Here is a 21275-nt window from a genome sequence, read left to right on the forward strand (position 1 = left end):
GCTCCGTTGAAGCGGAAAAAGAGACAAACCTCATAAAACCCTGGAATCAAACTGCGTGAGATTATTTGCACAAATCGGCTGGTACTTCCGCCGGGAGTGGCGCCGCTACCTGGGCGCGGTGGTATTGCTTATCGTCATCGCCATCCTGCAACTGCTGCCGCCTAAACTGGTCGGCATCATCGTGGACGGCGTCACCGAAAAACAGATGTCTACCGGCGTGCTGTTGGCCTGGCTCGGGCTGATGATCGGCACCGCGATCGTCGTTTACCTGCTGCGCTATGTGTGGCGGGTGCTGCTGTTCGGCGCTTCCTACCAACTGGCGGTCGAGCTGCGCGAAAACTTTTACCGTCAGCTCAGTCGGCAGAACCCGGCGTTCTACCTGCGCCACCGCACCGGCGATCTGATGGCGCGCGCCACCAACGACGTGGATCGCGTGGTGTTCGCCGCCGGTGAAGGCGTGCTGACGCTGGTGGATTCGCTGGTGATGGGGTTGGTGGTGCTGGTGGTGATGAGCACCCAAATCAGCTGGCAGCTGACGGTGTTGGCGTTAATCCCGATGCCGCTGATGGCGATCGCCATCAAATATTACGGCGATCAGCTGCACCAGCGCTTTAAATCGGCGCAGGCGGCGTTTTCCAGCCTCAACGATCAGGCGCAGGAAAGCATGACCAGCATCCGCATGATCAAGGCCTTCGGGTTGGAGGATCACCAATCCAACCGCTTCGCCGACGTCGCGGCGCAGACCGGCGCCAAGAACATGCACGTGGCGCGGGTGGATGCGCGCTTCGATCCGACCATTTATATCGCCATCGGCGCCTCTAACCTGCTGGCCATCGGCGGCGGCAGCTGGATGGTGGTGAACGGTTCGCTGACGCTCGGGCAACTGACCAGCTTTGTGATGTACCTCGGCCTGATGATCTGGCCGATGCTGGCGCTGGCCTGGATGTTCAACATCGTCGAGCGCGGCAGCGCGGCCTACAGCCGTATCCGCAGCCTGCTCAACGAGGCGCCGGCGGTGCAGGACGGCCCGCAGGCGTTGCCGGCCGGGCGCGGCGTGCTGGAGGTGGATATCCGCGCGTTCCACTACCCGGAAAACCCGCACCCGGCGCTGCATGACCTGGCGCTGACGTTGAAGCCGGGGCAGATGCTGGGGCTGTGCGGGCCGACCGGGGCCGGTAAGTCGACATTACTGTCGCTGATCCAGCGTCAGTTCGACGTCGACCAAGGGCAGATCCGCTATCACGGCCTGCCGCTTCCGCAGGTCAGGCTCGACGACTGGCGTTCGCGGCTGTCGGTGGTGAGCCAGACGCCGTTCCTGTTCTCCGATACCGTGGCGAACAACATCGCGCTGGGCCAGCCGGGGGCGACGCAGGCGCAGATTGAACAGGCGGCGCGGCTGGCCAGCGTCCATGAGGACATTCTGCGGCTGCCGCAGGGCTATGACACCGAAGTGGGCGAACGCGGCGTGATGCTGTCGGGCGGCCAGAAACAGCGCATCTCCATCGCGCGCGCGTTGCTGCTGGATGCGGAGATCCTGATCCTCGACGATGCGTTGTCGGCGGTGGACGGCCGTACCGAGCACCAGATCCTGCACAACCTGCGCAGCTGGGGGCAAGATCGCACGGTGATCATCAGCGCGCACCGGCTGTCGGCATTGACCGAAGCCAGCGAAATCCTGGTGATGCAGCACGGCGGCGTGGCGCAGCGCGGCGATCCGGCGGCGCTGGCGGCGCAGCCGGGCTGGTATCGCGATATGTACCGTTATCAGCAGCTGGAAGCGGCGCTGGACGAAGCGCCGGAAAACGGTGAGGAGGCGTTGGCCGATGAATAAAGTGCAAAAGCTGTGGCCGACGCTGAAGCGGCTACTGGCCTACGGCTCGCCGTACCGCAAACCGCTGGGGGTGGCGGTGCTGATGCTGTGGGTGGCGGCGGCGGCGGAAGTCGCCGGGCCGATCCTGGTCAGCTATTTTATCGATAATTACGTCGCCAAAGGGCAACTGCCGCTGATGATTGTCGGCGGGCTGGCGGCGGCCTACATTCTGCTGGAGCTGCTGGCGGCGGCGCTGCACTACTTCCAGGCGCTGCTGTTCAACCAGGCGGCGGTAGGCGTGGTGCAGCGGCTGCGTACCGACGTGATGGACGCCGCGCTGCGCCAGCCGCTCAGCGCCTTCGACACGCAACCGGTCGGGCAATTGATCTCGCGCGTCACCAACGACACCGAAGTGATCAAGGACCTGTACGTGATGGTGGTCTCCACGGTGCTGAAAAGCGCCGCGCTGATCGGCGCCATGCTGGTGGCGATGTTCAGCCTCGACTGGCGCATGGCGTTAGTGGCTATCTGCATCTTCCCGGCGGTGTTCGTGGTGATGGGCATCTATCAATATTACAGCACGCCGATTGTGCGCCGGGTGCGCAGTTATCTGGCGGACATCAACGACGGTTTCAACGAAGTGATCAACGGCATGGGCGTGATCCAGCAATTCCGCCAGCAGGTGCGCTTCGGCGAACGCATGAGCGCCGCCAGCCAATCGCACTATCTCGCGCGCATGCAGACGCTGCGGCTCGACGGTTTTCTTCTGCGGCCGCTGCTCAGTCTGTTTTCGGCGCTGGTGCTGTGCGGTTTGCTGATGTTGTTCGGCTTCAGCGGCGAAGGCGTGATTGGCGTCGGCGTGCTCTATGCCTTCATCAACTACCTGGGGCGTTTGAACGAACCGCTGATCGAGTTGACGTCACAACAGTCGATCCTGCAGCAGGCGGTGGTGGCCGGCGAACGTATTTTCGAACTGATGGATCGCAGCCAGCAAAGCTACGGCGCAGACGATCGTCCGTTGGCCAGCGGCAGCATCGACATCACCGATCTGAGCTTCGCCTACCGTGCGGATAAAAAGGTGCTGCAGCATATTTCGCTGGCGGTGCCCTCACGCGGCTTCGTGGCGCTGGTTGGCCACACCGGCAGCGGCAAGAGCACGCTGGCTAACCTGCTGATGGGCTATTACCCGGTCAGTGAAGGGGAAGTGCGTCTCGACGGCCGTCCGCTCTCCAGCCTGTCGCACCGCACGCTGCGCCAGGGCGTGGCGATGGTGCAACAGGATCCGGTGGTGATCGCCGATTCGGTGCTGGCCAACGTGACGCTGGGGCGCAACATCGATGAAGAGGCCGTCTGGCGGGCGCTGGAAACGGTGCAGCTGGCGAGTCTGGTGCGCGGCTTCCCACAGGGTATCCATACCCGGCTGGGGGAGCAGGGCAATAACCTGTCGGTCGGGCAGAAACAGCTGCTGGCGATGGCGCGGGTATTGGTGCAGGCGCCGCAGATCCTGATCCTCGACGAGGCGACCGCCAACATCGACTCGGGCACCGAGCAGGCTATCCAGCGGGCGCTGCGTGTGATCCGCGAGCACACCACGCTGGTGGTGATCGCTCACCGCCTCTCGACGATCGTCGATGCCGATTCCATTCTGGTACTGCATCGCGGCCAGGCGGTGGAGCAGGGCAACCATCAACAGCTGCTGGCGCAGCAGGGGCGCTACTACCAGATGTATCAGCTGCAGCTGGCGGGCGAGCAGTTGGCGGAAGCGGTGCGCGACGAGAGCCAACCCGCCTGATCCCACGGGCCGCGATCGCGGCCCTTATTTTTCCCAACGCACCACAAGCAGGCAACTCCGCCAGGCTACGCCCCCTTTCTGCACTTTTTCGACGCGACGCGCACCAAATCAGTGCGCATTATTTAACCCATTCAAGGTATCGGTACTGCACCGCGCCGCGGCGGCGCCCGCGTGCACGCTAATCCGCTGAATCGCCATGCAAAATAAAATTTGGCACAGCCCTTGCTACATATGAGGCGTACCGGGGTGAGTTTGGGCTTAATTCGTGGAGAGGCAATATGAAGCTGGTGACCGTGGTAATCAAACCGTTCAAGCTGGAGGACGTGCGCGAGGCCTTGTCCTCCGTGGGCATTCAGGGGTTGACCGTAACCGAAGTGAAGGGCTTTGGCCGCCAGAAAGGGCACGCCGAGCTGTATCGCGGCGCCGAATATAACGTCAACTTCCTGCCCAAGGTCAAAATCGATATCGCCATCGCCGACGATCAGTTGGATGAAGTGGTTGATGTCATTAGCAAAGCCGCCTACACCGGCAAAATCGGCGACGGCAAAATTTTCGTTGCCGAATTGCAACGCGTGATCCGTATTCGCACCGGCGAAACCGACGAATCGGCACTGTAACCGCGAACTCAGTTAAGTGATGGGGATGATTGATAATGAAAAGACTGTTATCCATGTTGGGCCTGAGTTCGGTAACACTGGTTCCTTCTTTGGCCCTGGCCGCCCCGGCGGTCGCCGATAAGGCCGACAACGCCTTTATGATGATCTGCACCGCGTTGGTGCTGTTCATGACGCTGCCCGGCATCGCGCTGTTTTACGGCGGCCTGCTGCGCGGCAAAAACGTGCTGTCGATGCTGACGCAGGTCACCGTCACCTTCGCGCTGGTCTGCGTGCTGTGGGTGCTGTATGGCTACAGCCTGGCGTTCAGCGAAGGCAATGCGGTGTTCGGCGGATTCCAGACGGCGATGCTGAAAGGCATCGGCATCGACAGCGTCACCGGCAGCATCAGCCAGATGATCCACGTCGCTTTCCAGGCCTCCTTCGCCTGCATTACCGTGGCGCTGGTGGTGGGGGGCTTCGCCGAACGCATTCGCTTCTCGGCGGTGCTGATCTTCGCGATCCTGTGGTTCACCCTGTCTTACCTGCCGATCGCACACATGGTGTGGGGCGGTGGCTATCTGGCCACCGACGGTGCGCTGGACTTCGCCGGCGGCACCGTGGTGCACATCAACGCCGCCAGCGCCGGGCTGATCGGCGCCTATCTGCTCGGCAAACGCGCCGGCTTCGGTAAAGAGGCGTTCAAACCGCATAACCTGCCGATGGTGTTTACCGGCGCGTCCATCTTGTATATCGGCTGGTTCGGCTTTAACGCCGGTTCCGCCAGCGCGGCTAACGGCATCGCGGCCTTGGCATTCCTGAACACTGTGGTGGCTACTGCGGGCGCCATTCTGTCCTGGACCTTCGCCGAGTGGGTGCTGCGCGGCAAGCCTTCGTTGCTGGGCGCCTGCTCCGGCATGATCGCCGGGCTGGTTGCCGTTACGCCGGCGGCGGGCACCGTGGGCGTGGGCGGCGCGTTGATCATCGGCCTGGTGGGGGGCGTCGCCGGCCTGTGGGGCGTAGTGACGTTGAAGAAATGGCTGAAAGTGGACGACACCTGCGACGTGTTCGGCGTGCACGGCGTGTGCGGCATCGTCGGCTGTCTGCTGACCGGCGTGTTCACCGCTTCTTCCCTCGGCGGCACCGGCTATGCCGAAGGGGTGACGATGGGGCATCAGGTGTGGATCCAACTGCTGAGCGTCGTGATTACGCTGGTGTGGTCAAGCGTCGCCGCCTTTATCGCCTTCAAGATCGCGGGCGCGATGGTGGGGCTGAGAGTGCCGGAAGAGCAGGAGCGCGAAGGGTTGGACGTCAACAGCCACGGCGAGAGCGCCTACAACCAGTAAGACTCGAAGCAGGGCAGTGCGCTAAATACGAAAATAATGATGAAGCAAAAAGGGGCGATGGAAACATCGCCCCTTCCTTATGCCGCGAATCAGGCATCGCGTTGGCGAATTACCCCTTCCTGTACGGTGGTGGCGACCAGCACGCCGTCGCGGGTGTAGATCTGGCCGCGCACAAAGCCGCGTGCGCCGGAGGCGGAGGAGCTTTCCACCGCGTACAGCAGCCAATCATCCATGCGGAACGGGCGGTGGAACCACATCGAATGGTCAATGGTGGCCACCTGCATGCCCGGCTCGAGGAAGCCGACGCCGTGCGGCTGCAGCGCCGTCGGCAGGAAGTTAAAGTCCGATGCGTAGCCCAGCAGATATTGGTGGATGCGCGCATCGTCCGGCATGCTGCCGTTGGCGCGGAACCACACGTAGCGATGCGGTTCTTCCACGCTGCCCTTCAACGGGTTGTGGAATTTCACCGGGCGCATTTCGATCGGTTTCTGACCGATAAATTTTTCGCGTACTTTGGTCGGCAGCATCGGCGCCAGCTTCTGAGCAATCTCTGATTCGGACAGCAGCCCTTCCGGCGGCGGCACGTCCGGCATCTGGTTCTGGTGCTCGAAACCTTCTTCCGGGCTCTGGAAGGAGGCGGTCATATAGAAGATAGGTTTGCCGTGCTGGATGGCGCTGACGCGACGGGCGCTGAAGCTGTTGCCGTCGCGCAGGGTTTCCACGTCGTAAACGATCGGCTTGCTGCTGTCGCCCGGGCGCAGGAAGTAGCTGTGGAACGAGTGCACGCTGCGCTCGTCCGGCACCGTCTGTTTGGCGGCGTACAGCGCCTGGCCGACCACTTGCCCGCCGAAAACCTGACGCAGCCCCAGATCTTCGCTTTGGCCGCGGAACAGCCCTTCTTCGATTTTCTCCAGATCCAACAGATCGAGGAGGTTTTGCAATGCCTGGCTCATAAAATTGTTACCTTTCTAATAATCATTTTGCGCAGTGTGCGGAATATCACGGCGCGGCGTCAATATCTTGCGTTAAAGGGCCGATGAGAATGCTCTTAATAGTGAGCGCATTGGGCTGGCTAAGTGATTAATAGGCGGGGCAAAGTGGATTTATCAGTGTTTTGTGCTAAGTTTAATGAGTGAGGTGGTGAAAGCCACCAACGTGTTGATAATAAAAAAGGAGACCGATCCATGAAACTCTGGCAAATCGTAGGCGGTGCCGCAGCACTGACGATCACGCTGGCAGGATGCGCGCAAAAGAGTGCTGATGTGCCTACACCGGCGGCCGGCAACCCGGCGGCTGCGCAAACGCAGATTCAGGGGCCGGCGGTGACAGGTTCGGTTAATATACGTCAGCGCATTGCGCTGCCGCCGGACGCCGTACTGACTGTCACCCTCTCTGATGCCTCGCTGGCGGATGCGCCGTCCAAAGTGATTGCACAGCGCGCGATACGTACCGAAGGGCAACAAGCGCCGTTCAACTTTACGCTGCCGTACAACCCGTCTGATATCCAACCGAATGCGCGCATCATTCTGAGCGCGGCGGTGACGGTCAACGGGCGACTGATGTTCATTACCGACACGATCCAGGAAGTGGTTAACCGCAACGGCACCCGCGCCGATCTGCTTCTGGTTCCGGTGCAGGGCGTGCCGATGCAGGCTGCGCCAAGCGCGATGCAGTAATTCTGCTGCGGTACGGCAAGACCCAATCAACAGCCTTTGCGCTTCGGCCAAAGGCTGTTTTGTTTTACCAGCGCCAGCCGTAGCGATCGAAATCGACCGTGCTGTGCGGGCCGAAAATAATCCCCTCCGCCAGCAATGCCTGCCGTTGCCGTTGAAAATCCTCCCCCTGTTGCGAGATTTGCCCGTGCCGGTTGATTACGCGGTGCCACGGCAGCGTGCTGCCTTCCGGCAAACGCCGCAGCACACCGCCGACCTGACGCGCGGCGCGCGGCGAACCGGCCAGACGGGCGACTTCACCGTAGGTGGTGACTTTGCCGTACGGAATAGCGGCCACGATATGGAATACCCGCTGGCTGAAAGAGGCGTCTTCTGGTTGCATGTTGCAGTTCCTGCGCGAGTTAAAACCCAGGCGGAGAGTGTGCCACAATGCAGGTGGGCAAGAAAACAGCGGTTGGCCCGGGTTGGCTTGCTATTTGATGGGGCATCGCCGATAATGCCCACCGCTTCGGAGTACAGAAGCCGTCAATGGGGGCCCTGTTGGTTCTCCCGCAACACTAACTTGTGAACTCGGTCAGGTCCGGAAGGAAGCAGCCGCAGCAGGTGACGTGTGTGCCGGGATGTAGCTGGCAGGGTCCCCACCCATTTGCGTCCCGCAAAACGCTCTTCCCCGTTATTCATCAAGTCGATACGCTGAACAGGCGTTACTTTCACGTCGCGATCGCGAAGCGTGTCCTCTGCACCGTTTTAGCCTTTATCCCCCTGATAGAAATGTATTGTTGCCAACAGATCCGATGACGGCGAAAAAATAACGCGTATAACGCCATTTGTGGGACAAATAAGGATGGGGAGATGGGGAAAATTCTTAAAGTTGCGCACCTGTTGGGATGACGTTAGTATTGTTTTTTCTCTGTGCGAAAAAACTATCCGCGCTTAGCGGCGGTCGTCGAACTGGCTCAATAAGTTTAAATAATAACCCGTGTGCGCTGTCAGGCTAAACATGATTTATATCATTGATAAAGATATTACATTTAATACTGAAAACGGTTCATTGAAAAGTTTAAAGAAGGGGCGGGAAGTTTTCTTATCCAGCGTCAATACCAGAGTATTCAAATGCTTGCTTGAACACGGCCATGAGACGGTGAGCCGCGAGACGCTGTTGCAGCAGGTTTGGACCGATCACGGCTTGAGCGCCTCTTCCGCGACGTTAAATCAATATATCAGCCTGACCCGACGCGCATTGACGTCTGTCGGTTTCAACGAGCGTCTCATCGTTACCCTATCCAAAAAGGGGTATAGACTTAATCGAATAATACCTGTCGACCGACTGCGGATTGATTTACCCGAGCCCCCTCAGCTTGCCGATGCCGCGGTGACGTTGGCGTCACCTGCCGCAACGACAAAAAACACCTATCACTATTTTTTTATTCTGCTGCGCAGTTTATCGATCGTCGTACCCTTATCTTTTCTGGCGCTGTGCTTCATCTATTACAAGCACCATCGCGACAGTGAAAAGAAGCAGGTATTGTCCTACGTCGGCACGGTGAACGGTTGCCCGATCTACTATGCCGGCCATTTTTTGGCGAATCACCAGGACGGCTACTTGCAGTTTCTGGTCAGGAAAGATTTGTATGGCCGACATTGCCGATCCGGCGAGGTCGTCATTACCAAGGTTAACCGTTCTCAAAATGCCAATGAAGACAGCGGACGCCAGTTTATCGCCAAATGCACGAAGGACAGTGCGGCTGTTTTGCATAACTGTGAGAGCGAGTACATTCGGGCATGGAAAAAAAGTTAAATATTCTGTCAGCCACGCTGGTCGGCCTGTGCGTGTTGACCGGCAGCGTGATGTATTCCCTGATACGCAGCCATCATGACTTCAGTGATTTTTCCTGTGAAGCGAACGCCACGTTCAATTATTTCAATTCACTGGACGCGCAGGCGGCCCATAACGACATTCAGCTGTCGCTGAAAATAAACTACATCTTTTTGTCCGGCGATAAGGGCGTGATGGTCCTGTCGGGGTTAGCCAACGACGGTGAAAAGAAATACTTCGTCAATCGGCGGGTTAACTTCAGCTATGTTTCGCAGGGGAGTTTTTATCGATTTCAGTACGGCGAGGTCAACTATTCGCCGCGTGATACCTTACCGGAAGAGATTTATACCTACTTTTTCAGCAATGAGTCGACGTTTTATCATATTCGCAGCATTGATAAAAACACGTTGATGTTTAGCAATGCCTATTCGCCGATGTTCTTATGCAATATTGAATCCTGACGTTTACTTTATTGCCCCTCCGATAAAGATGTATTTTATTTGCCGTTTATAGCGTTCCGCCGTCTTTTTAGCGCACAACTAATAACATGAGTTATTATCGGTCATTGTCTATTTTTCGCATCACTAATCGAATTTAATGGCGGTTCACTTATTTTATAAATTCTTCTATCACCATGTTTTTAAATGACTTAATGGCTTTAGGTTTGTGTTGTTTTGTTAGATTAATTTTATATTGTTTATTTTAAATAAATAAGTTGCATGAATATTTTTAACATGATTAATTGAGCCAGCTCTTAACACGGCGAATCACTTATTTGCGTTGAAAATGCATCTGCCGCATGCGTGCAAAGGTAATGGCACAGGGAGCCTTTGGACTTCATTAAACTGATAGGCGAGAGATGGACATACATAGCATTGCCCTGAACGAGACTCTGTTGGAAAATGAGTTGGTGATCTTAAACAACAATGAAAAGACGCTGTTATTTAAAAAAGAGAATGTGCTCATCGAAATGACCGAATTGCAGCGGCGTTTCATGCTGTGCCTGTTGAGTGGCATCTATAAGAAAAATGACATTATACGCGCAGTCTGGTTCTGCAACCATGAGACCATCAGCGACAATAACTATTATCAAATGATATTCCAATGCCGCGCTTTGCTCTCCCGCCACGGTATTCCGGGCGAGGTGATCAAAACCATTCCCCGATTTGGCGTGATGCTGAGTTTCCAGGCCTGCGAACGCGCGAATACGCGGGAGCAATGCTTGGCACCGGCGGCTAATAAACAGCGGCGAACGTGGCTGGACGCCGTGAATTATAAAGTGGCGCTGGCCATCACGCTGCTGTTTTCCGTGGCGATGGTGTTGGGCATTTCCGCTTAGCGTTGGCGCCGTTGAATAACCGGGGGGCCAGTGAGCAAGCGGTTGATAGACTTTTTTATTCTACTTTTCTTCCTGGCTAATTTGACGTTCATGCTTTCTCAGGTGTGGCGAATGATAACCGTGAATAACGAACCCGTTGAGCCGCACCTTGAAAGTGGGCGTGAGCAAGTGCGCCATGGCGTCTTTCCCCAGGAAGATGACATCGAGAAAATTAACGACGCACACTGGTTTGGCCGCTATCAGGCGGCGAAAAGCGGCGAAAAGGCGCGCGGGTATAAGGTCGGCGAGTGGACGATCGGCGCCGAGCTGCTGGCTAACGCGCCGGAGGCCGCGGCGCTCGGCAAGATAACCGGTCTGCTGTTCAGTGATAACGCCGAAAAAAGCCTGGTTATCGTGGAACATGGCGGTAAGCAAACCGGGTATGGCGTTGGCGACCGGCTGGTCGGCAGCAATGCCGTTATCGTGCGGATATTAAAAAACAAAATACTGCTCGATGAAAACGGTTATTACGCCGCGCTGACGTTTAAAGAGTAGCCGGCGCGCCGCTTCGGCGTGGGGTGTTTTACAGCATAAGGCAACACTGTGATGACGCATTTTATTTTTCGTTCCCGCGCAGGCTGGAGCGCCGGTTTATGGCGCGCGTTAGCGGCGGTGGCCGTCATGATTGCCCTGGGAGGCCTGGCGCATGCGGAGCAATTCTCCGCCAATTTCAAAGGCACGGACATTCAGGAATTTATCAATACGGTCAGTAAAAACCTGAGCAAGACCATCATTATCGATCCGGCGGTGAAAGGTAAGGTTACGGTGCGCAGCTACGAACAGCTCAACGAGAAGCAATATTACCAGTTCTTTCTCAATGTGCTGGACGTCTACGGCTATACGGTCATCGGCATGCCCAACAATGTCCTGAAGGTGATCGCCGCCAAAGAGGGAAAAAGAGCCGCGCTGTCGCAAAGCGGCAGCGAGGCGATCGCCGAAGGGGATGAAGTGGTGATGCGCGTGGTGCCGCTGCGCAATATCGCGGCCAAAGACGTTTCTCCGATCTTGCGCCAGCTTAACGACAGCATCGGCGTGGGCAGCGTGGCGCATTACGAGCAGGGCAATGCGCTGTTGATCACCGGCCGAGCCGGGGTGGTCAACGGCCTGCTCGACCTTGTCAGGGAGATGGATCAGGACGACGGCAATCAGGTCGAGACCTTCGCGCTGAAGCATGCGGCGGCGCCGGAGATTGCGCGGATGGTGAACGAACTGTTTCGCGAAGAGGGTAAACGGCGTATGGCCGGGGCAGGCTCGCTGCGGCTGGTGGCGGATGAGCGCACCAACAGCGTGATGATCGCCGGGGACGATCGGGCCCGCGAACACGCCAAAGAACTGATTGAGCAGTTGGATAACAAGAGTGTCACCCAAGGCAATACCCAGGTCATTCCGCTCAAATACGCCAAGGCGCAGAGCCTGGTCGAGGTGCTGACCGGCGTGAGCGCGGGCCTGCAAAACGAGAAAGAGAGCGCCGCCGCCAACGTGGCGCTGTTGAAAAATGTGGTGATCAAGGCCGATGAGCAGACCAATGCGCTGATCATCACCGCCGCGCCGGACGTGATGCGCGATCTGGAGGCGGTGGTCGCCAAGCTGGATGTACGGCGCGCGCAGGTGCTGGTCGAAGCGGTGATCGTCGAAGTGCAGGATGGTCAGGGGCTGAACATCGGCGTGCAGTGGGCCAACAAATACGGCGGCGGCACGCAGTTCGCCGGCCAGGCGCCCGGCATCTCGGCGGGGTTCGAAAACGGCATGAGCGATGTGTTCGGCAAGGCCAACGGCCTGATGACCGGTTTCTACAGCGGCAACTGGGGCGTATTGCTGTCCGCCATCGCCAGCAACAACCAAAACAATATCCTGGCTACGCCGAGCATCGTTACGCTCGATAACGCCGAGGCGGAGTTCAGCGTCGGCCAGGATGTACCGATCCTCACCGGTTCGCAAACCACCAACAGCGATAACGTCTTCAATACCGTGTCGCGCAAAACGGTGGGCATCAAGCTCAAGGTCAAACCGCAGATCAATCAGGGCCAGTCCGTGCTGATGCAGATCGAGCAGGAGGTCTCCAGCGTTGCCGACAGCGCCGGCGCTACGCCGGATTCGCTGGGGGCGACCTTCAATATCCGCACGGTCAACAATACGGTGCTGGTGGACAGCGGTGAGACCGTGGTGGTGGGCGGGCTGCTGGACAAGTCCAACTCGGAGCTGGAGAGCAGCGTGCCGATCCTGGGCAAGATCCCGCTGGTGGGGGCGCTGTTTCGCTCGAACGCCACCAAAGCGAGCAAGCGTAATTTGATGCTGTTTATCCGCCCGACCATCATTCGCAGCACCGAGGGGTATTCCCGGCAGAGCCAGCGCAAGTTAGGCAAGTTCGACGCCGAGCAGCAGGACGATCGTGAGCTGAATAACGCACTGCGCAGCGAGATCGCCGGCGATAAGAAGGCGATCGACAATCGGGCGTTCCTCGCCACCGTCGCGCGTATCGAGGCGTTTTATTCGCGCGGAGCGCGCCCGTGAAGCCCCGTTCTGTGGGGCCGCGGCTGCCTTTTGGCTGGGCGCGGCAGCATGGCGTGCTGGCCGTCGACGGGCAGAGCGGCATCCAACTGTATTGTCACCCCGAGACCCGCCAGGCCGCGTTGATGGAGGCGTACCGCTGCCTGCCCGGTGAGCCGACGCTGGCCCGGCTGGACACGGAGGCCTTTGAACAACGGCTGGTGGCGCACTATCAGCGGGAAAGCGGCCAGGCGCAGAAAATGATCGACGATCTGGGCGGCGAACTGGATTTCTATGCGTTGGCGGAAGAGCTGCCGCAGCAGCAAGACCTGTTGGACGAACAGGACGATGCGCCGATTATCCGCCTGATTAACGCCTTGCTGAGTGAGGCGATCAAAGAGCGCGCCTCCGATATTCACATCGAAACCTACGAGAGCGAGCTGGTGATTCGTTTTCGCATCGACGGCGCGCTGCGCCGCATTCTGGCGCCACAGCGCAAGCTGGCGGCGCTGCTGGTGTCGCGCATCAAGGTCATGTCGAAGCTGGATATCGCCGAGAAGCGCGTGCCGCAGGATGGGCGCATGGCGCTGAAGGTTGGCGGGCGGGCGATCGACGTGCGGGTGTCGGTGATGCCGGCCAGCCACGGCGAGCGCGTGGTCATGCGCCTGTTGGATAAACAGGGCGTGCGGCTCGAACTGCCCAGCCTGGGCATGGCGGCGGCGCACCAACAGGCGTTGCTGCGCCTGATCCGCCAGCCGCACGGCATTATTCTGGTCACCGGCCCGACCGGTTCGGGCAAGAGCACCACGCTTTATACCTTGCTGAACCAGATCAATGACGAACAGCGCAACATCATGACGATCGAAGATCCCGTCGAGTATGAACTGGCCGGCATCGCGCAGACGCAGGTGAACCCCAAGGTGGACATGACCTTCGCGCGCGGGCTGCGCGCGCTGCTGCGTCAGGATCCCGATGTGGTGTTGATCGGCGAGATCCGCGACGGTGAAACGGCGCAGATCGCGGTGCAGGCCTCATTGACCGGACATCTGGTGCTGTCGACCCTGCATACCAACACGGCGATCGGCGCCGTGACCCGGCTGCGGGACATGGGCGTTGAACCGTTTTTGCTTTCCAGCTCGCTGAGCGGCGTGTTGGCGCAGCGCCTGGTGCGCCGGCTTTGCCCGCACTGTCGCGAGCCTTATGCGCTGCCTGACGCGCAGCGGCGCCAACTGGGGCTGGCGTCGACGCGGGCGCTGACCTGCTGGCGCCCGATAGGATGTGAGGCCTGCGGCGGGCAGGGCTATCGCGGCCGAATCGGTTTGCATGAACTGTTGGTGCTGGATGAACCGATGCGCAGGGCAATCCACCGTAGCGACGGTGAGCTGGACATCGCCAGGCTGGCCGGGGAGCGCTATCAGCCGCTGCGCCAGGATGGGATCGCCAAAATGTGCGCCGGAGAGACCAGCCTGGAAGAAGTGTTGCGGGTGACGCGCGAAGGGGATGGCGATGAAGTTTGATTATCGCGCCTGCGATCGTGAGGGGCGCGCCCGGCGTGGCGTATTGGAGGCGGATTCTTTGCGCCAGGCCCGCGATCGGTTGCGTGAGAAGGGGTGGCAGGTGCTGGCGGTGCAGGCGCGCAGGCGATCCGCTCTTGCCGGCCTGCTCGCCGGCCGTTGGATGGGCGGCGTGAGCAGCGGCGATCTGGCGCTGCTCACCCGGCAACTGGCGACGCTGCTGTCTGCCGCGCTGCCGCTGGAAGAGGCGCTGATGGCGGTGGCGCGGCAAACGGAGAAAAAAGGCCTGCAGGCGGCGTTGACTCAGGTGAGGCAGCGCATTCTGGAGGGTTTCCCGCTGGCGCAGGCGCTGGGGCAGTATCCGCAGATTTTTGACCGTCTCTATTGCGCCATGGTGGCGGCCGGTGAGATCGCCGGCCATCTGGGGCCGGTGCTGGAACGGCTGGCTGAGTATGTCGAACAGCGCCAGCACATGAAGAACAAGATCGTGCAGGCGTTGGTGTACCCGATGGTGCTGACGGCGGTGGCGATTGGCGTGGTGGCTATCTTGCTGACGGCAGTGGTGCCGAAGGTGATCGAACAGTTTGTGCATATGAAGCAGACCTTGCCGCTGTCGACCCGGATGCTGCTTGGCGCCAGCGACGGATTGCGCCAATGGGGGGCGGCGGTGTTGATGGCGGCGCTGGCGGGCTTTGGCGCTTTCCGTTATCGCCTGCGGGATCCGGCGCGGCGCGCACGCTGGCATGCGTTCATCCTGCGGCTGCCGGTGGTCGGCAAACTGTCGCTGGCGGTGAATACCGCGCGCTACGCCAAAACGCTGAGCATTTTGAACGCCAGCGCCGTGCCGTTGCTGGAGGCGATGCGCATCAGCGCCGGCGTGTTGGGTAACGAGGCTGCCCGTGAGCGTCTGCTGGCGGCGATGGAGCGGGTGCGAGAGGGGGAAGGATTGTCGCCGTCGCTTGAAGGCACCGCGCTGTTCTCGCCGATGATGCGACACATGATCATGTCCGGCGAGCGCAGCGGCGAACTGGACATGATGCTCGAACGGGCGGCGGCGATGCAGCAGGAGGCCTTCAGCCGGCAAATCACGCTGGCGCTGGGGCTGTTTGAGCCTTTATTGGTGATCGCGATGGCCGGTTCGGTGCTGTTTATCATTCTGGCCATCCTGCAGCCGATATTGCAGCTCAATAATATGGTCGGCTAATCATGCCATTAATGGAGAGTAAAGTGAGTCATATCAGCAATATGCGCAGGTCCCGGCAGCGTGGGTTCACGCTGCTGGAAATCATGGTGGTGATCGTCATTCTGGGGCTGTTGGCCAGCCTGACCATCCCAAGCCTGATGGGTAACAAGGAGAAGGCCGATCGGCAAAAGGCCGCCAGCGATATCGTCGCGCTGGAGAACGCGCTGGATATGTACAAGCTGGATAACGGCCGTTATCCCAGCGCGGAGCAGGGGCTGGCGGCGCTGGTGACCCGGCCGACGCTGGCACCGATCCCAAGGAATTATCCCGAAGACGGTTATATCCGCCGCTTGCCGCAAGACCCCTGGGGGCAAGCGTATCGTCTGCGCAACCCGGGGCGCCATGGCAAGCTGGATGTGTTCACGCTGGGGCCGGACGGTGTCGCCGATACCGATGATGACATCGGTAACTGGGTGGCCGACGCGCCATGAGGCGCATACGCGGTTTTACGCTGCTGGAGACCATGTTGGTATTGCTGCTGCTGGGGGTGACCAGCGGCCTGGTGATGCTGAGTTTTCCGGCGGATGAGAAGCCGTTGGCGCAGCAGGGAGAGCGATTGAGCCATTGGCTGAATGCCCTCGCCGAGCGGGCCGAGCGCGAAGGGGTGAGGTATGGCGTGGCGTTCGATGACGGCGGTTGGCGCAGCGTCGCCGAAGCGGGGCGGGAGAGCCGGGAGCAGTACGCTCTGCCGGACGGCGTCGCGCTGCGGCTGAGCGTTGAAGGGCAAACCGTCGCGCTCGCCGCAGAGGCGGCGCTGCCACAGGTGTGGCTGTATCCGGGGGGCGAAACCACGGCGTTCAGCGTGGAGCTATCGCAGGGCAAGTGTCTGTGGCGATTGCAGGCGCCCGGTTACTTTGTATTTGAAACGACGGACATTCGTTGCGATGACGCGGAAAATGAGACGCCAGCAGGGCATGACGCTGCTGGAAGTGATGGTGGCCATGATGATCTTCGCCATCGGCTGTCTGGCGCTGATCAACAGCACCGGCGGCCAAGTGCGTAGCCTGAGCGTGATCGAAGCCAAGACCGTGGCGCTGTGGGTGGCGGACAACCAGCTGACGCTGCTGCAGCTCGATCCCCGCCCACCGACGCTGGCCTGGCATTCGGGCTCCACGGTGATGGCCGGTGAAACCTGGCACTGGCGCTATCGCGGGCGGGAGACCAGCGACGCCGGGATGCGGGCGATCGCGATTGAAGTCAGGCGCGACCCGGAGGATCGCAATGCGCTGGTGGAGATGCTCGCCTACAGGGCGTTGCCGTGAAGCGCGCTTTGCAACGGGGTTTTACGCTGGTGGAAATGCTGTTGGCCATTGCCCTGTTCGCCATGCTGTCGCTCACCGCATTGACGGTCTTCAGAGGCGTGCTGAAAAACGACGAAATCACCCAGCGCAAATCGACGCAGTTGACCCAGCTGCAACGGGCGCTGGCGATCGTCGAGCGCGATTTGACGCAGGCGCAGGCGCGCGCGCCGACCGGCGATAAACGCTGGCCGGCGGCGCCGGAGTTTGCGGTGCTGCAGACGGCGGGAGAGGAAGGCGGCGATTTTCAGCTGTTGCTGATCCGAAACGGCTGGCCGAACCCCCAGGCCCGATTGCCGCGCGCCACGCAGGAGCGGGTGGCGTATCGCTACCGGCAGGGGCGGCTCGAACGCCTCAGTTACCCGAATTTGAGCAGCCCGCAGGCGGCGGCGCGCAGCGTGCTGCTGCTGTCTGAGGTGACGCGGTTCCAATTGCGTTTTTACCGGCAGGGCGAATGGTTGACGGCCTGGCGCGCCGGCGGGCTGCTGCCGCAGGCGGTGGAAATCGCCATCGACACCCCCGCGCTGGGGGAAGTCCGGCGCATCGTCACGCTGCCCGCCGCGAGGCCACTATGAATAAACAACGCGGTATGGCGCTGTTGATGGTGTTGCTGATGATGTCGCTGATGGCGATCGTGGCGGTCAATATCAACGATAACTGGCAGCGTTCGCTGGCGCGCACCCAGTCTCAGCAGGATCGGTTACGGGCGAAATGGTTGCTGCTGGGCGGCGAGAGCTACGCCCGGCAGCGGCTGCAGCAGGCGGGAGAGCAGCGGAAGGCGTGGGGGGCATCAGGGGCGACCTTCAGCATGCGCACCGAAGAGGGGGAAGTGGCGATACGTCTGCGCCGCGTTGACGCCTGTTTCAACCTCAACGCCCTGATCCGCGCCGCCGGCCCGGCGGATGTCGGCGATAGCGAGGGGGGCCCCCCCAATAAGGAGAGGCGAATATTCATGCTGCTATTGAACAATCAGGGGATCGCCGCTGCCCAGGCGGGCGCGATTGCCGATGCGATCGTCGCCAGAGCCTATGGCGAAGGATATCTGATGGGGGATGTCAGCGAGCTGCGGGAGCTGGCCGGCATCGACCGCGAGCTTTATCTGCGTCTTGCGCCGCTGCTTTGTGCGGCGCCGGATGCCGAGCTGCGTCTCAATCCGGACGCCGTGAACGACGCTCAGCTGCCGCTGCTGCGGGCGATGTTGATGAACGCGCTGAGCGATGAGCGGCTGCGGGCGCTGCTGGCGGCCCGTCCGCCGCAGGGCTGGCAGACGCTGGCGTTTTTGTCGCAGGAAAAAGCGCTGCAGGCGCTGGGCGAGGATGGCCTTGGCGAGCGACTGATTTTCGACGATAACCGCTGGATTGCGCAGCTGCAGCTTAGGCTGAACGACGGACGCTATCGGCTGGTCAGCGCGTTGCAGCCGGGCCCGTCAGGCGTCACGGTCAGCGGACGTCGGTTCGACAGAGGGGAAGGGTAAACGATGGCGAACACCATCCTGCTTATCGCGCTGGACGATGATGCGATGGCCGATGTGCGCTGGGGCCGCGTCGGCGAGACGCGCTGCCGCTTTGCCGCCCGCCTCGATCTGGCCGAAGGCGGTAGTGAGTTGGCGGCTATGGCGCAGGGCAGCCGGGTTGTGGTGCTGGTACCTGCCCGTCATGTGGTGCTGAGACAAACGACATTCCAGGGCAAGGCCCGGCAGGCGACGCCGCTGGCGCTGGCGTACTCCCATGAGACCGGATTGTTGACCGATGTCGAGCAGATGCATTGGGCGGTGCTGGGCAAGGTGCAGCGCGATTTCACTATCGCCGGCGTTGCGCTGGCGCAGATGCAAGGGTGGGTTGATAGCCTCAACGCCTGCGGCATTCGCGTCGATGCCCTGCTGCCCGACGTGCTGGCGTTGCCGTTGCCGAACCAATGCAGCGCACTGCGCTGGCGCGGACACTGGCTGCTCCGAACGGGGGGCATGCAGGGCATGCAGTTGCCCGATGCCTGGGGGGACAGCGTCCCGTGGCCGACGCCGGATTGGTGTCTGCACAGTGGCGGAGAGGTGCCGGCGGGCTGGGAAACGGCGCGTATCGATGAGGATCCGCTGTGGCGATTGGCGGAAGAGGCCTGGAACAGCACATCCACGCTGTTGCAGGGGCGTTTCAAACCGGGCGTGCGCTGGCCGCGCCGTCTGCCCGATAAGACCGCCTGCGCGATGCTGCTGCTCAGCGGTTCGCTGCTGGTGGGGGGCTTGCATCACCAATTGAAGGCCAGACAGAGCGAAAGCCAGATAACGGCGCTGACTCAGCGCCTGCTGCCGAGTGGCGAGACCGCGCCGGCGTTCGCCGAACGGGCGGCGCAAACGTGGGCACGGCGTATGCAAGACACCCTGAATGCGCCGCAGCTGTTCAGGCTGTTGCCCTACGCGGCCGAGGCGCTTGCTGTCTGGGAACCTCCGCAGTTGCAGGCGCTGGCTTTCGACGCTGCCGACGATCGTTTGGTGGTGACGGTAAACAGAAACGACGCGCCGCTGCCGGCGCCGGTCAACGACGGTGGCGTCATCATGACGTTCAGCGAGGGAAGCGCGCCTAACCAGGCGATCCTGACGGTGAGAGGTGAGCGATGAACATCGGTTGGCGCGATAAGGCGCTGCGGCGGGCAGTGCTGTTAAGCCTGTTGATGCTGATGGCCTGCGGCTACTGCCTGTATCAATTTTCACAGGCGCAAAAAAACGCACAACGGCTGGCGGCGCTGCGGGAGCAGGCGCGCGTCATCCAACAATTGCAGGCGCGTTTGCCGCAGAGCGCCGCCGCGCGCGAGCAACTGCCGGAGCGACTGCGACAGAGTGCGCTGGCATATCGCATCGCCATCGCCGAACTGACGGAAAGTGAAGCGGATGTGCGGGTCACGCTGCCGCCCGTGCCATTTGAACGCCTGTTGCCGTGGCTGGCCGCCCTGCAACGCGAGCACGGGATCCGCGTGCTCTCACTCGCCGCAGAACGTGCGGGGCAGGCGCCGGGCGTGGTGCAAATCAGCCAACTGCGGGTAACGGCGCAACCGGGATGTCACCCACGCGACGACAATAGAGGATCCAGAGAGCCATGCTATCCGCAATAAACGCAGTGGCCGATGAACACTGGCTGCTATTTAGCGCCGTGTTGAGCCTGTGCATCGGCAGTTTTATCAATGTGGTCGTTTATCGGCTGCCTGTCATGCTTGAGCGCGAAATGGAAATGGCGCAGGCCGAACGATTTAATCTCTTTTTGCCGCGTTCATTCTGCCCGTGTTGCACAATGAAAATACCGGCGCTCGATAATATTCCTTTATTAAGTTGGCTGCTGTTGCGCGGTCGCTGTCGTTATTGTCGCACGCCTATTTCCATCCGTTATCCACTGGTGGAGCTATTGCTGATGCTAATGGGAATAACGCTGGCCTGGCGCGTTGGCATCGGTGTGGATTGGTTTTTCATGTTGGCGTTTGCTGCATTGCTGCTGGCCTTGGCGGCGATCGACAGCGAGTGTCAGCTGTTGCCGGATTGCCTGACGCTGTCGCTGCTGTGGGCCGGGCTGTTGTGGCATTGCCTGGCGCACCCGGCATTTTTGCCGACGGCGGTCATCGGCGCGCTGGCGGGGTATTTGACGCTGTGGCTGCTGTATTGGGGATTTCGTCTCGCGACCGGCCGCGAGGGGCTGGGATACGGCGATTTTAAACTGCTGGCGGCGCTCGGCGCCTGGGGCGGCTATGCCGTTTTGCCGTCGATTCTGCTGTTTGCCGCCACCGGCAGCCTGCTGTGGCTGCTGCTGCGGGTGTGGCGCGGCGGCGATGGGGCACAGCCCCTGCCTTTCGGCCCGGGGTTGGCGGCGGCGGGCGCCGGCGCGGTAGCCTGCCAGTGGCTTGCGCTACCGCTGGCGGGTTAACGGAGCTGGGCTAAAAACGGCGCCAGCGTTCGGTTGAGTCCGCTGCACTTCTCTTGCAACGGCGTGGCGTCAGCCTCCAGCTGCGCGGCGACGTTTTTGCCTGCGTCAAGCAACTGGGTGCGATTAAGCGCCGGCGCCCAGCCTTTTCTCTCCGCCGCCTGCAACGCCGCCGCCGCGAGTGGGTCGTTGGTCGGGATATCGGCGCGGTTGCAGCGTTCTCTCAGAAACTGGCCGGCGCCGACCAGCGATGACAGCTGGTCGCGCTGGATGGCGGCGTCAGGGGCCGATTTGGCGGCGTGCTGACAGCCGGATAACAGCAGGCATGCCATGAACGCCGTGGCGATGTTTTTCAATGTCACGTTATTTTCCCTGTGGAATTAATTGGCGCGGTGTCGGTATTTTCTTGCGCCGCATGGCGGCGCT

23 protein-coding genes and 1 other RNA gene are annotated in these 21275 nt (G+C 60.5%); 21 read left to right on the top strand and 3 right to left on the bottom strand.

Annotated elements, in window-relative coordinates; genetic code table 11:
• The first annotated feature begins 55 nt into the window (after positions 1–55).
• The 4 genes from smdA (at position 56) to amtB (ending at position 5541) form a co-directional block, all read left to right on the top strand.
• Entirely contained in the window at positions 56–1831 is a 1776-nt protein-coding gene (gene smdA, locus ACP3TA_RS10825) for a multidrug efflux ABC transporter permease/ATP-binding subunit SmdA (RefSeq protein ID WP_046688360.1), read from the top strand.
• Positions 1824–3602, top strand: coding sequence for a multidrug efflux ABC transporter permease/ATP-binding subunit SmdB (smdB, locus tag ACP3TA_RS10830; RefSeq protein ID WP_033651091.1), 1779 nt, complete (start codon positions 1824–1826; stop codon positions 3600–3602). The genes smdA and smdB overlap by 8 nt, the downstream gene beginning before the upstream one ends.
• Before the next feature lie 278 nt (positions 3603–3880).
• The gene (glnK, locus tag ACP3TA_RS10835; RefSeq protein ID WP_004940327.1) at positions 3881–4219 is read left to right on the top strand and encodes a P-II family nitrogen regulator; all 339 of its coding nucleotides are present in this window, start codon (positions 3881–3883) and stop codon (positions 4217–4219) included.
• A gap of 35 nt (positions 4220–4254) precedes the next feature.
• The gene (amtB, locus tag ACP3TA_RS10840; protein WP_033651092.1) at positions 4255–5541 is read left to right on the top strand and encodes an ammonium transporter AmtB; all 1287 of its coding nucleotides are present in this window, start codon (positions 4255–4257) and stop codon (positions 5539–5541) included.
• An 89-nt stretch (positions 5542–5630) separates the two neighbouring features.
• Here the strand turns inward: amtB and tesB are convergent, their stop codons facing one another.
• The gene (gene tesB, locus ACP3TA_RS10845) at positions 5631–6494 is read right to left on the bottom strand and encodes an acyl-CoA thioesterase II (RefSeq protein WP_033642086.1); all 864 of its coding nucleotides are present in this window, start codon (positions 6492–6494) and stop codon (positions 5631–5633) included.
• 231 nt (positions 6495–6725) lie between these two features.
• On the opposite strand from tesB, the gene ACP3TA_RS10850 reads away from it, so the two are divergent.
• Positions 6726–7217 (top strand): YbaY family lipoprotein, encoded by a 492-nt coding sequence (locus ACP3TA_RS10850; protein ID WP_033642087.1) that lies wholly within the window; start codon positions 6726–6728, stop codon positions 7215–7217.
• A gap of 64 nt (positions 7218–7281) precedes the next feature.
• Here the strand turns inward: ACP3TA_RS10850 and ACP3TA_RS10855 are convergent, their stop codons facing one another.
• Positions 7282–7596, bottom strand: coding sequence for an MGMT family protein (locus ACP3TA_RS10855; RefSeq protein WP_033642088.1), 315 nt, complete (start codon positions 7594–7596; stop codon positions 7282–7284).
• 156 nt (positions 7597–7752) lie between these two features.
• Here ACP3TA_RS10855 and ffs point away from each other — a divergent pair.
• The 16 genes from ffs (at position 7753) to ACP3TA_RS10935 (ending at position 20852) form a co-directional block, all read left to right on the top strand.
• An RNA gene (gene ffs / locus ACP3TA_RS10860) (signal recognition particle sRNA small type) lies at positions 7753–7849 on the top strand.
• Between the two features lie 365 nt (positions 7850–8214).
• Positions 8215–9012 (top strand): winged helix-turn-helix domain-containing protein, encoded by a 798-nt coding sequence (locus tag ACP3TA_RS10865; protein ID WP_206196024.1) that lies wholly within the window; start codon positions 8215–8217, stop codon positions 9010–9012.
• On the top strand, positions 8997–9491 hold the full coding sequence (locus ACP3TA_RS10870) for a FidL-like protein (protein ID WP_033642090.1): 495 nt from the start codon (positions 8997–8999) through the stop codon (positions 9489–9491). Before ACP3TA_RS10865 ends, ACP3TA_RS10870 begins: the two co-directional genes overlap by 16 nt.
• A 434-nt stretch (positions 9492–9925) precedes the next feature.
• A complete protein-coding gene (locus tag ACP3TA_RS10875; protein ID WP_226772955.1) occupies positions 9926–10369 on the top strand; it encodes a winged helix-turn-helix domain-containing protein in 444 nt (147 codons plus the stop codon).
• 30 nt (positions 10370–10399) lie between these two features.
• Positions 10400–10903 carry a type II secretion system protein N gene (locus tag ACP3TA_RS10880; RefSeq protein WP_047025757.1) on the top strand — a complete coding sequence of 168 codons (504 nt, stop codon included), beginning with the start codon at positions 10400–10402 and terminating at the stop codon, positions 10901–10903.
• Positions 10904–11029: 126 nt separating this feature from the next.
• A complete protein-coding gene (gene gspD / locus ACP3TA_RS10885; RefSeq protein ID WP_069100197.1) occupies positions 11030–12919 on the top strand; it encodes a type II secretion system secretin GspD in 1890 nt (629 codons plus the stop codon).
• On the top strand, positions 12916–14412 hold the full coding sequence (gene gspE / locus ACP3TA_RS10890; RefSeq protein ID WP_046688364.1) for a type II secretion system ATPase GspE: 1497 nt from the start codon (positions 12916–12918) through the stop codon (positions 14410–14412). The genes gspD and gspE overlap by 4 nt, the downstream gene beginning before the upstream one ends.
• The gene (gspF, locus tag ACP3TA_RS10895; protein WP_080280858.1) at positions 14402–15613 is read left to right on the top strand and encodes a type II secretion system inner membrane protein GspF; all 1212 of its coding nucleotides are present in this window, start codon (positions 14402–14404) and stop codon (positions 15611–15613) included. Before gspE ends, gspF begins: the two co-directional genes overlap by 11 nt.
• Positions 15614–15654: 41 nt before the next feature.
• Positions 15655–16083 carry a type II secretion system major pseudopilin GspG gene (gspG, locus tag ACP3TA_RS10900; RefSeq protein WP_033644207.1) on the top strand — a complete coding sequence of 143 codons (429 nt, stop codon included), beginning with the start codon at positions 15655–15657 and terminating at the stop codon, positions 16081–16083.
• Entirely contained in the window at positions 16080–16655 is a 576-nt protein-coding gene (locus ACP3TA_RS10905) for a prepilin-type N-terminal cleavage/methylation domain-containing protein (RefSeq protein WP_197792093.1), read from the top strand. Before gspG ends, ACP3TA_RS10905 begins: the two co-directional genes overlap by 4 nt.
• Positions 16567–16914 carry a type II secretion system minor pseudopilin GspI gene (gene gspI, locus ACP3TA_RS10910; protein WP_241016110.1) on the top strand — a complete coding sequence of 116 codons (348 nt, stop codon included), beginning with the start codon at positions 16567–16569 and terminating at the stop codon, positions 16912–16914. The genes ACP3TA_RS10905 and gspI overlap by 89 nt, the downstream gene beginning before the upstream one ends.
• Positions 16911–17525 (top strand): type II secretion system minor pseudopilin GspJ, encoded by a 615-nt coding sequence (gene gspJ / locus ACP3TA_RS10915; protein ID WP_042783795.1) that lies wholly within the window; start codon positions 16911–16913, stop codon positions 17523–17525. The genes gspI and gspJ overlap by 4 nt, the downstream gene beginning before the upstream one ends.
• On the top strand, positions 17522–18424 hold the full coding sequence (gspK, locus tag ACP3TA_RS10920; RefSeq protein WP_206196022.1) for a type II secretion system minor pseudopilin GspK: 903 nt from the start codon (positions 17522–17524) through the stop codon (positions 18422–18424). The genes gspJ and gspK overlap by 4 nt, the downstream gene beginning before the upstream one ends.
• A gap of 3 nt (positions 18425–18427) precedes the next feature.
• Positions 18428–19561: a type II secretion system protein GspL gene (gene gspL / locus ACP3TA_RS10925; RefSeq protein ID WP_206196021.1), complete on the top strand. Its 1134-nt coding sequence runs from the start codon at positions 18428–18430 to the stop codon at positions 19559–19561.
• The gene (gene gspM, locus ACP3TA_RS10930; protein ID WP_046688369.1) at positions 19558–20052 is read left to right on the top strand and encodes a type II secretion system protein GspM; all 495 of its coding nucleotides are present in this window, start codon (positions 19558–19560) and stop codon (positions 20050–20052) included. The genes gspL and gspM overlap by 4 nt, the downstream gene beginning before the upstream one ends.
• The gene (locus tag ACP3TA_RS10935) at positions 20037–20852 is read left to right on the top strand and encodes a prepilin peptidase (RefSeq protein WP_206196020.1); all 816 of its coding nucleotides are present in this window, start codon (positions 20037–20039) and stop codon (positions 20850–20852) included. Before gspM ends, ACP3TA_RS10935 begins: the two co-directional genes overlap by 16 nt.
• Here the strand turns inward: ACP3TA_RS10935 and gspS are convergent.
• Positions 20849–21211: a type II secretion system pilot lipoprotein GspS gene (gspS, locus tag ACP3TA_RS10940; protein ID WP_052752709.1), complete on the bottom strand. Its 363-nt coding sequence runs from the start codon at positions 21209–21211 to the stop codon at positions 20849–20851. The genes ACP3TA_RS10935 and gspS overlap by 4 nt on opposite strands.
• Positions 21212–21275 lie beyond the last annotated feature (64 nt).

Origin of the sequence: Serratia sp. 2C06, assembly GCF_050037615.1 — a bacterium.
GTDB classification, from domain to species: Bacteria; Pseudomonadota; Gammaproteobacteria; order Enterobacterales; family Enterobacteriaceae; genus Serratia; species Serratia ureilytica.

Excerpts from the sequence above, each read along its gene's own strand:
- glnK (WP_004940327.1), top strand. The coding sequence starts at position 3,881 with ATGAAGCTGGTGACCGTGGTAATCAAACCGTTCAAGCTGGAGGACGTG.
- ACP3TA_RS10870 (WP_033642090.1), top strand. The coding sequence starts at position 8,997 with ATGGAAAAAAAGTTAAATATTCTGTCAGCCACGCTGGTCGGCCTGTGC.
- gspG (WP_033644207.1), top strand. The coding sequence starts at position 15,655 with ATGCGCAGGTCCCGGCAGCGTGGGTTCACGCTGCTGGAAATCATGGTG.
- gspI (WP_241016110.1), top strand. The coding sequence starts at position 16,567 with ATGACGCTGCTGGAAGTGATGGTGGCCATGATGATCTTCGCCATCGGC.
- gspL (WP_206196021.1), top strand. The coding sequence starts at position 18,428 with ATGGCGAACACCATCCTGCTTATCGCGCTGGACGATGATGCGATGGCC.
- ACP3TA_RS10865 (WP_206196024.1), top strand. The coding sequence starts at position 8,215 with ATGATTTATATCATTGATAAAGATATTACATTTAATACTGAAAACGGT.
- ACP3TA_RS10905 (WP_197792093.1), top strand. The coding sequence starts at position 16,080 with ATGAGGCGCATACGCGGTTTTACGCTGCTGGAGACCATGTTGGTATTG.
- gspF (WP_080280858.1), top strand. The coding sequence starts at position 14,402 with ATGAAGTTTGATTATCGCGCCTGCGATCGTGAGGGGCGCGCCCGGCGT.
- amtB (WP_033651092.1), top strand. The coding sequence starts at position 4,255 with ATGAAAAGACTGTTATCCATGTTGGGCCTGAGTTCGGTAACACTGGTT.
- gspK (WP_206196022.1), top strand. The coding sequence starts at position 17,522 with ATGAATAAACAACGCGGTATGGCGCTGTTGATGGTGTTGCTGATGATG.
- ACP3TA_RS10855 (WP_033642088.1), bottom strand. The coding sequence starts at position 7,596 with ATGCAACCAGAAGACGCCTCTTTCAGCCAGCGGGTATTCCATATCGTG.
- smdB (WP_033651091.1), top strand. The coding sequence starts at position 1,824 with ATGAATAAAGTGCAAAAGCTGTGGCCGACGCTGAAGCGGCTACTGGCC.
- gspM (WP_046688369.1), top strand. The coding sequence starts at position 19,558 with ATGAACATCGGTTGGCGCGATAAGGCGCTGCGGCGGGCAGTGCTGTTA.
- ACP3TA_RS10850 (WP_033642087.1), top strand. The coding sequence starts at position 6,726 with ATGAAACTCTGGCAAATCGTAGGCGGTGCCGCAGCACTGACGATCACG.
- tesB (WP_033642086.1), bottom strand. The coding sequence starts at position 6,494 with ATGAGCCAGGCATTGCAAAACCTCCTCGATCTGTTGGATCTGGAGAAA.
- gspD (WP_069100197.1), top strand. The coding sequence starts at position 11,030 with ATGATTGCCCTGGGAGGCCTGGCGCATGCGGAGCAATTCTCCGCCAAT.
- ACP3TA_RS10935 (WP_206196020.1), top strand. The coding sequence starts at position 20,037 with ATGCTATCCGCAATAAACGCAGTGGCCGATGAACACTGGCTGCTATTT.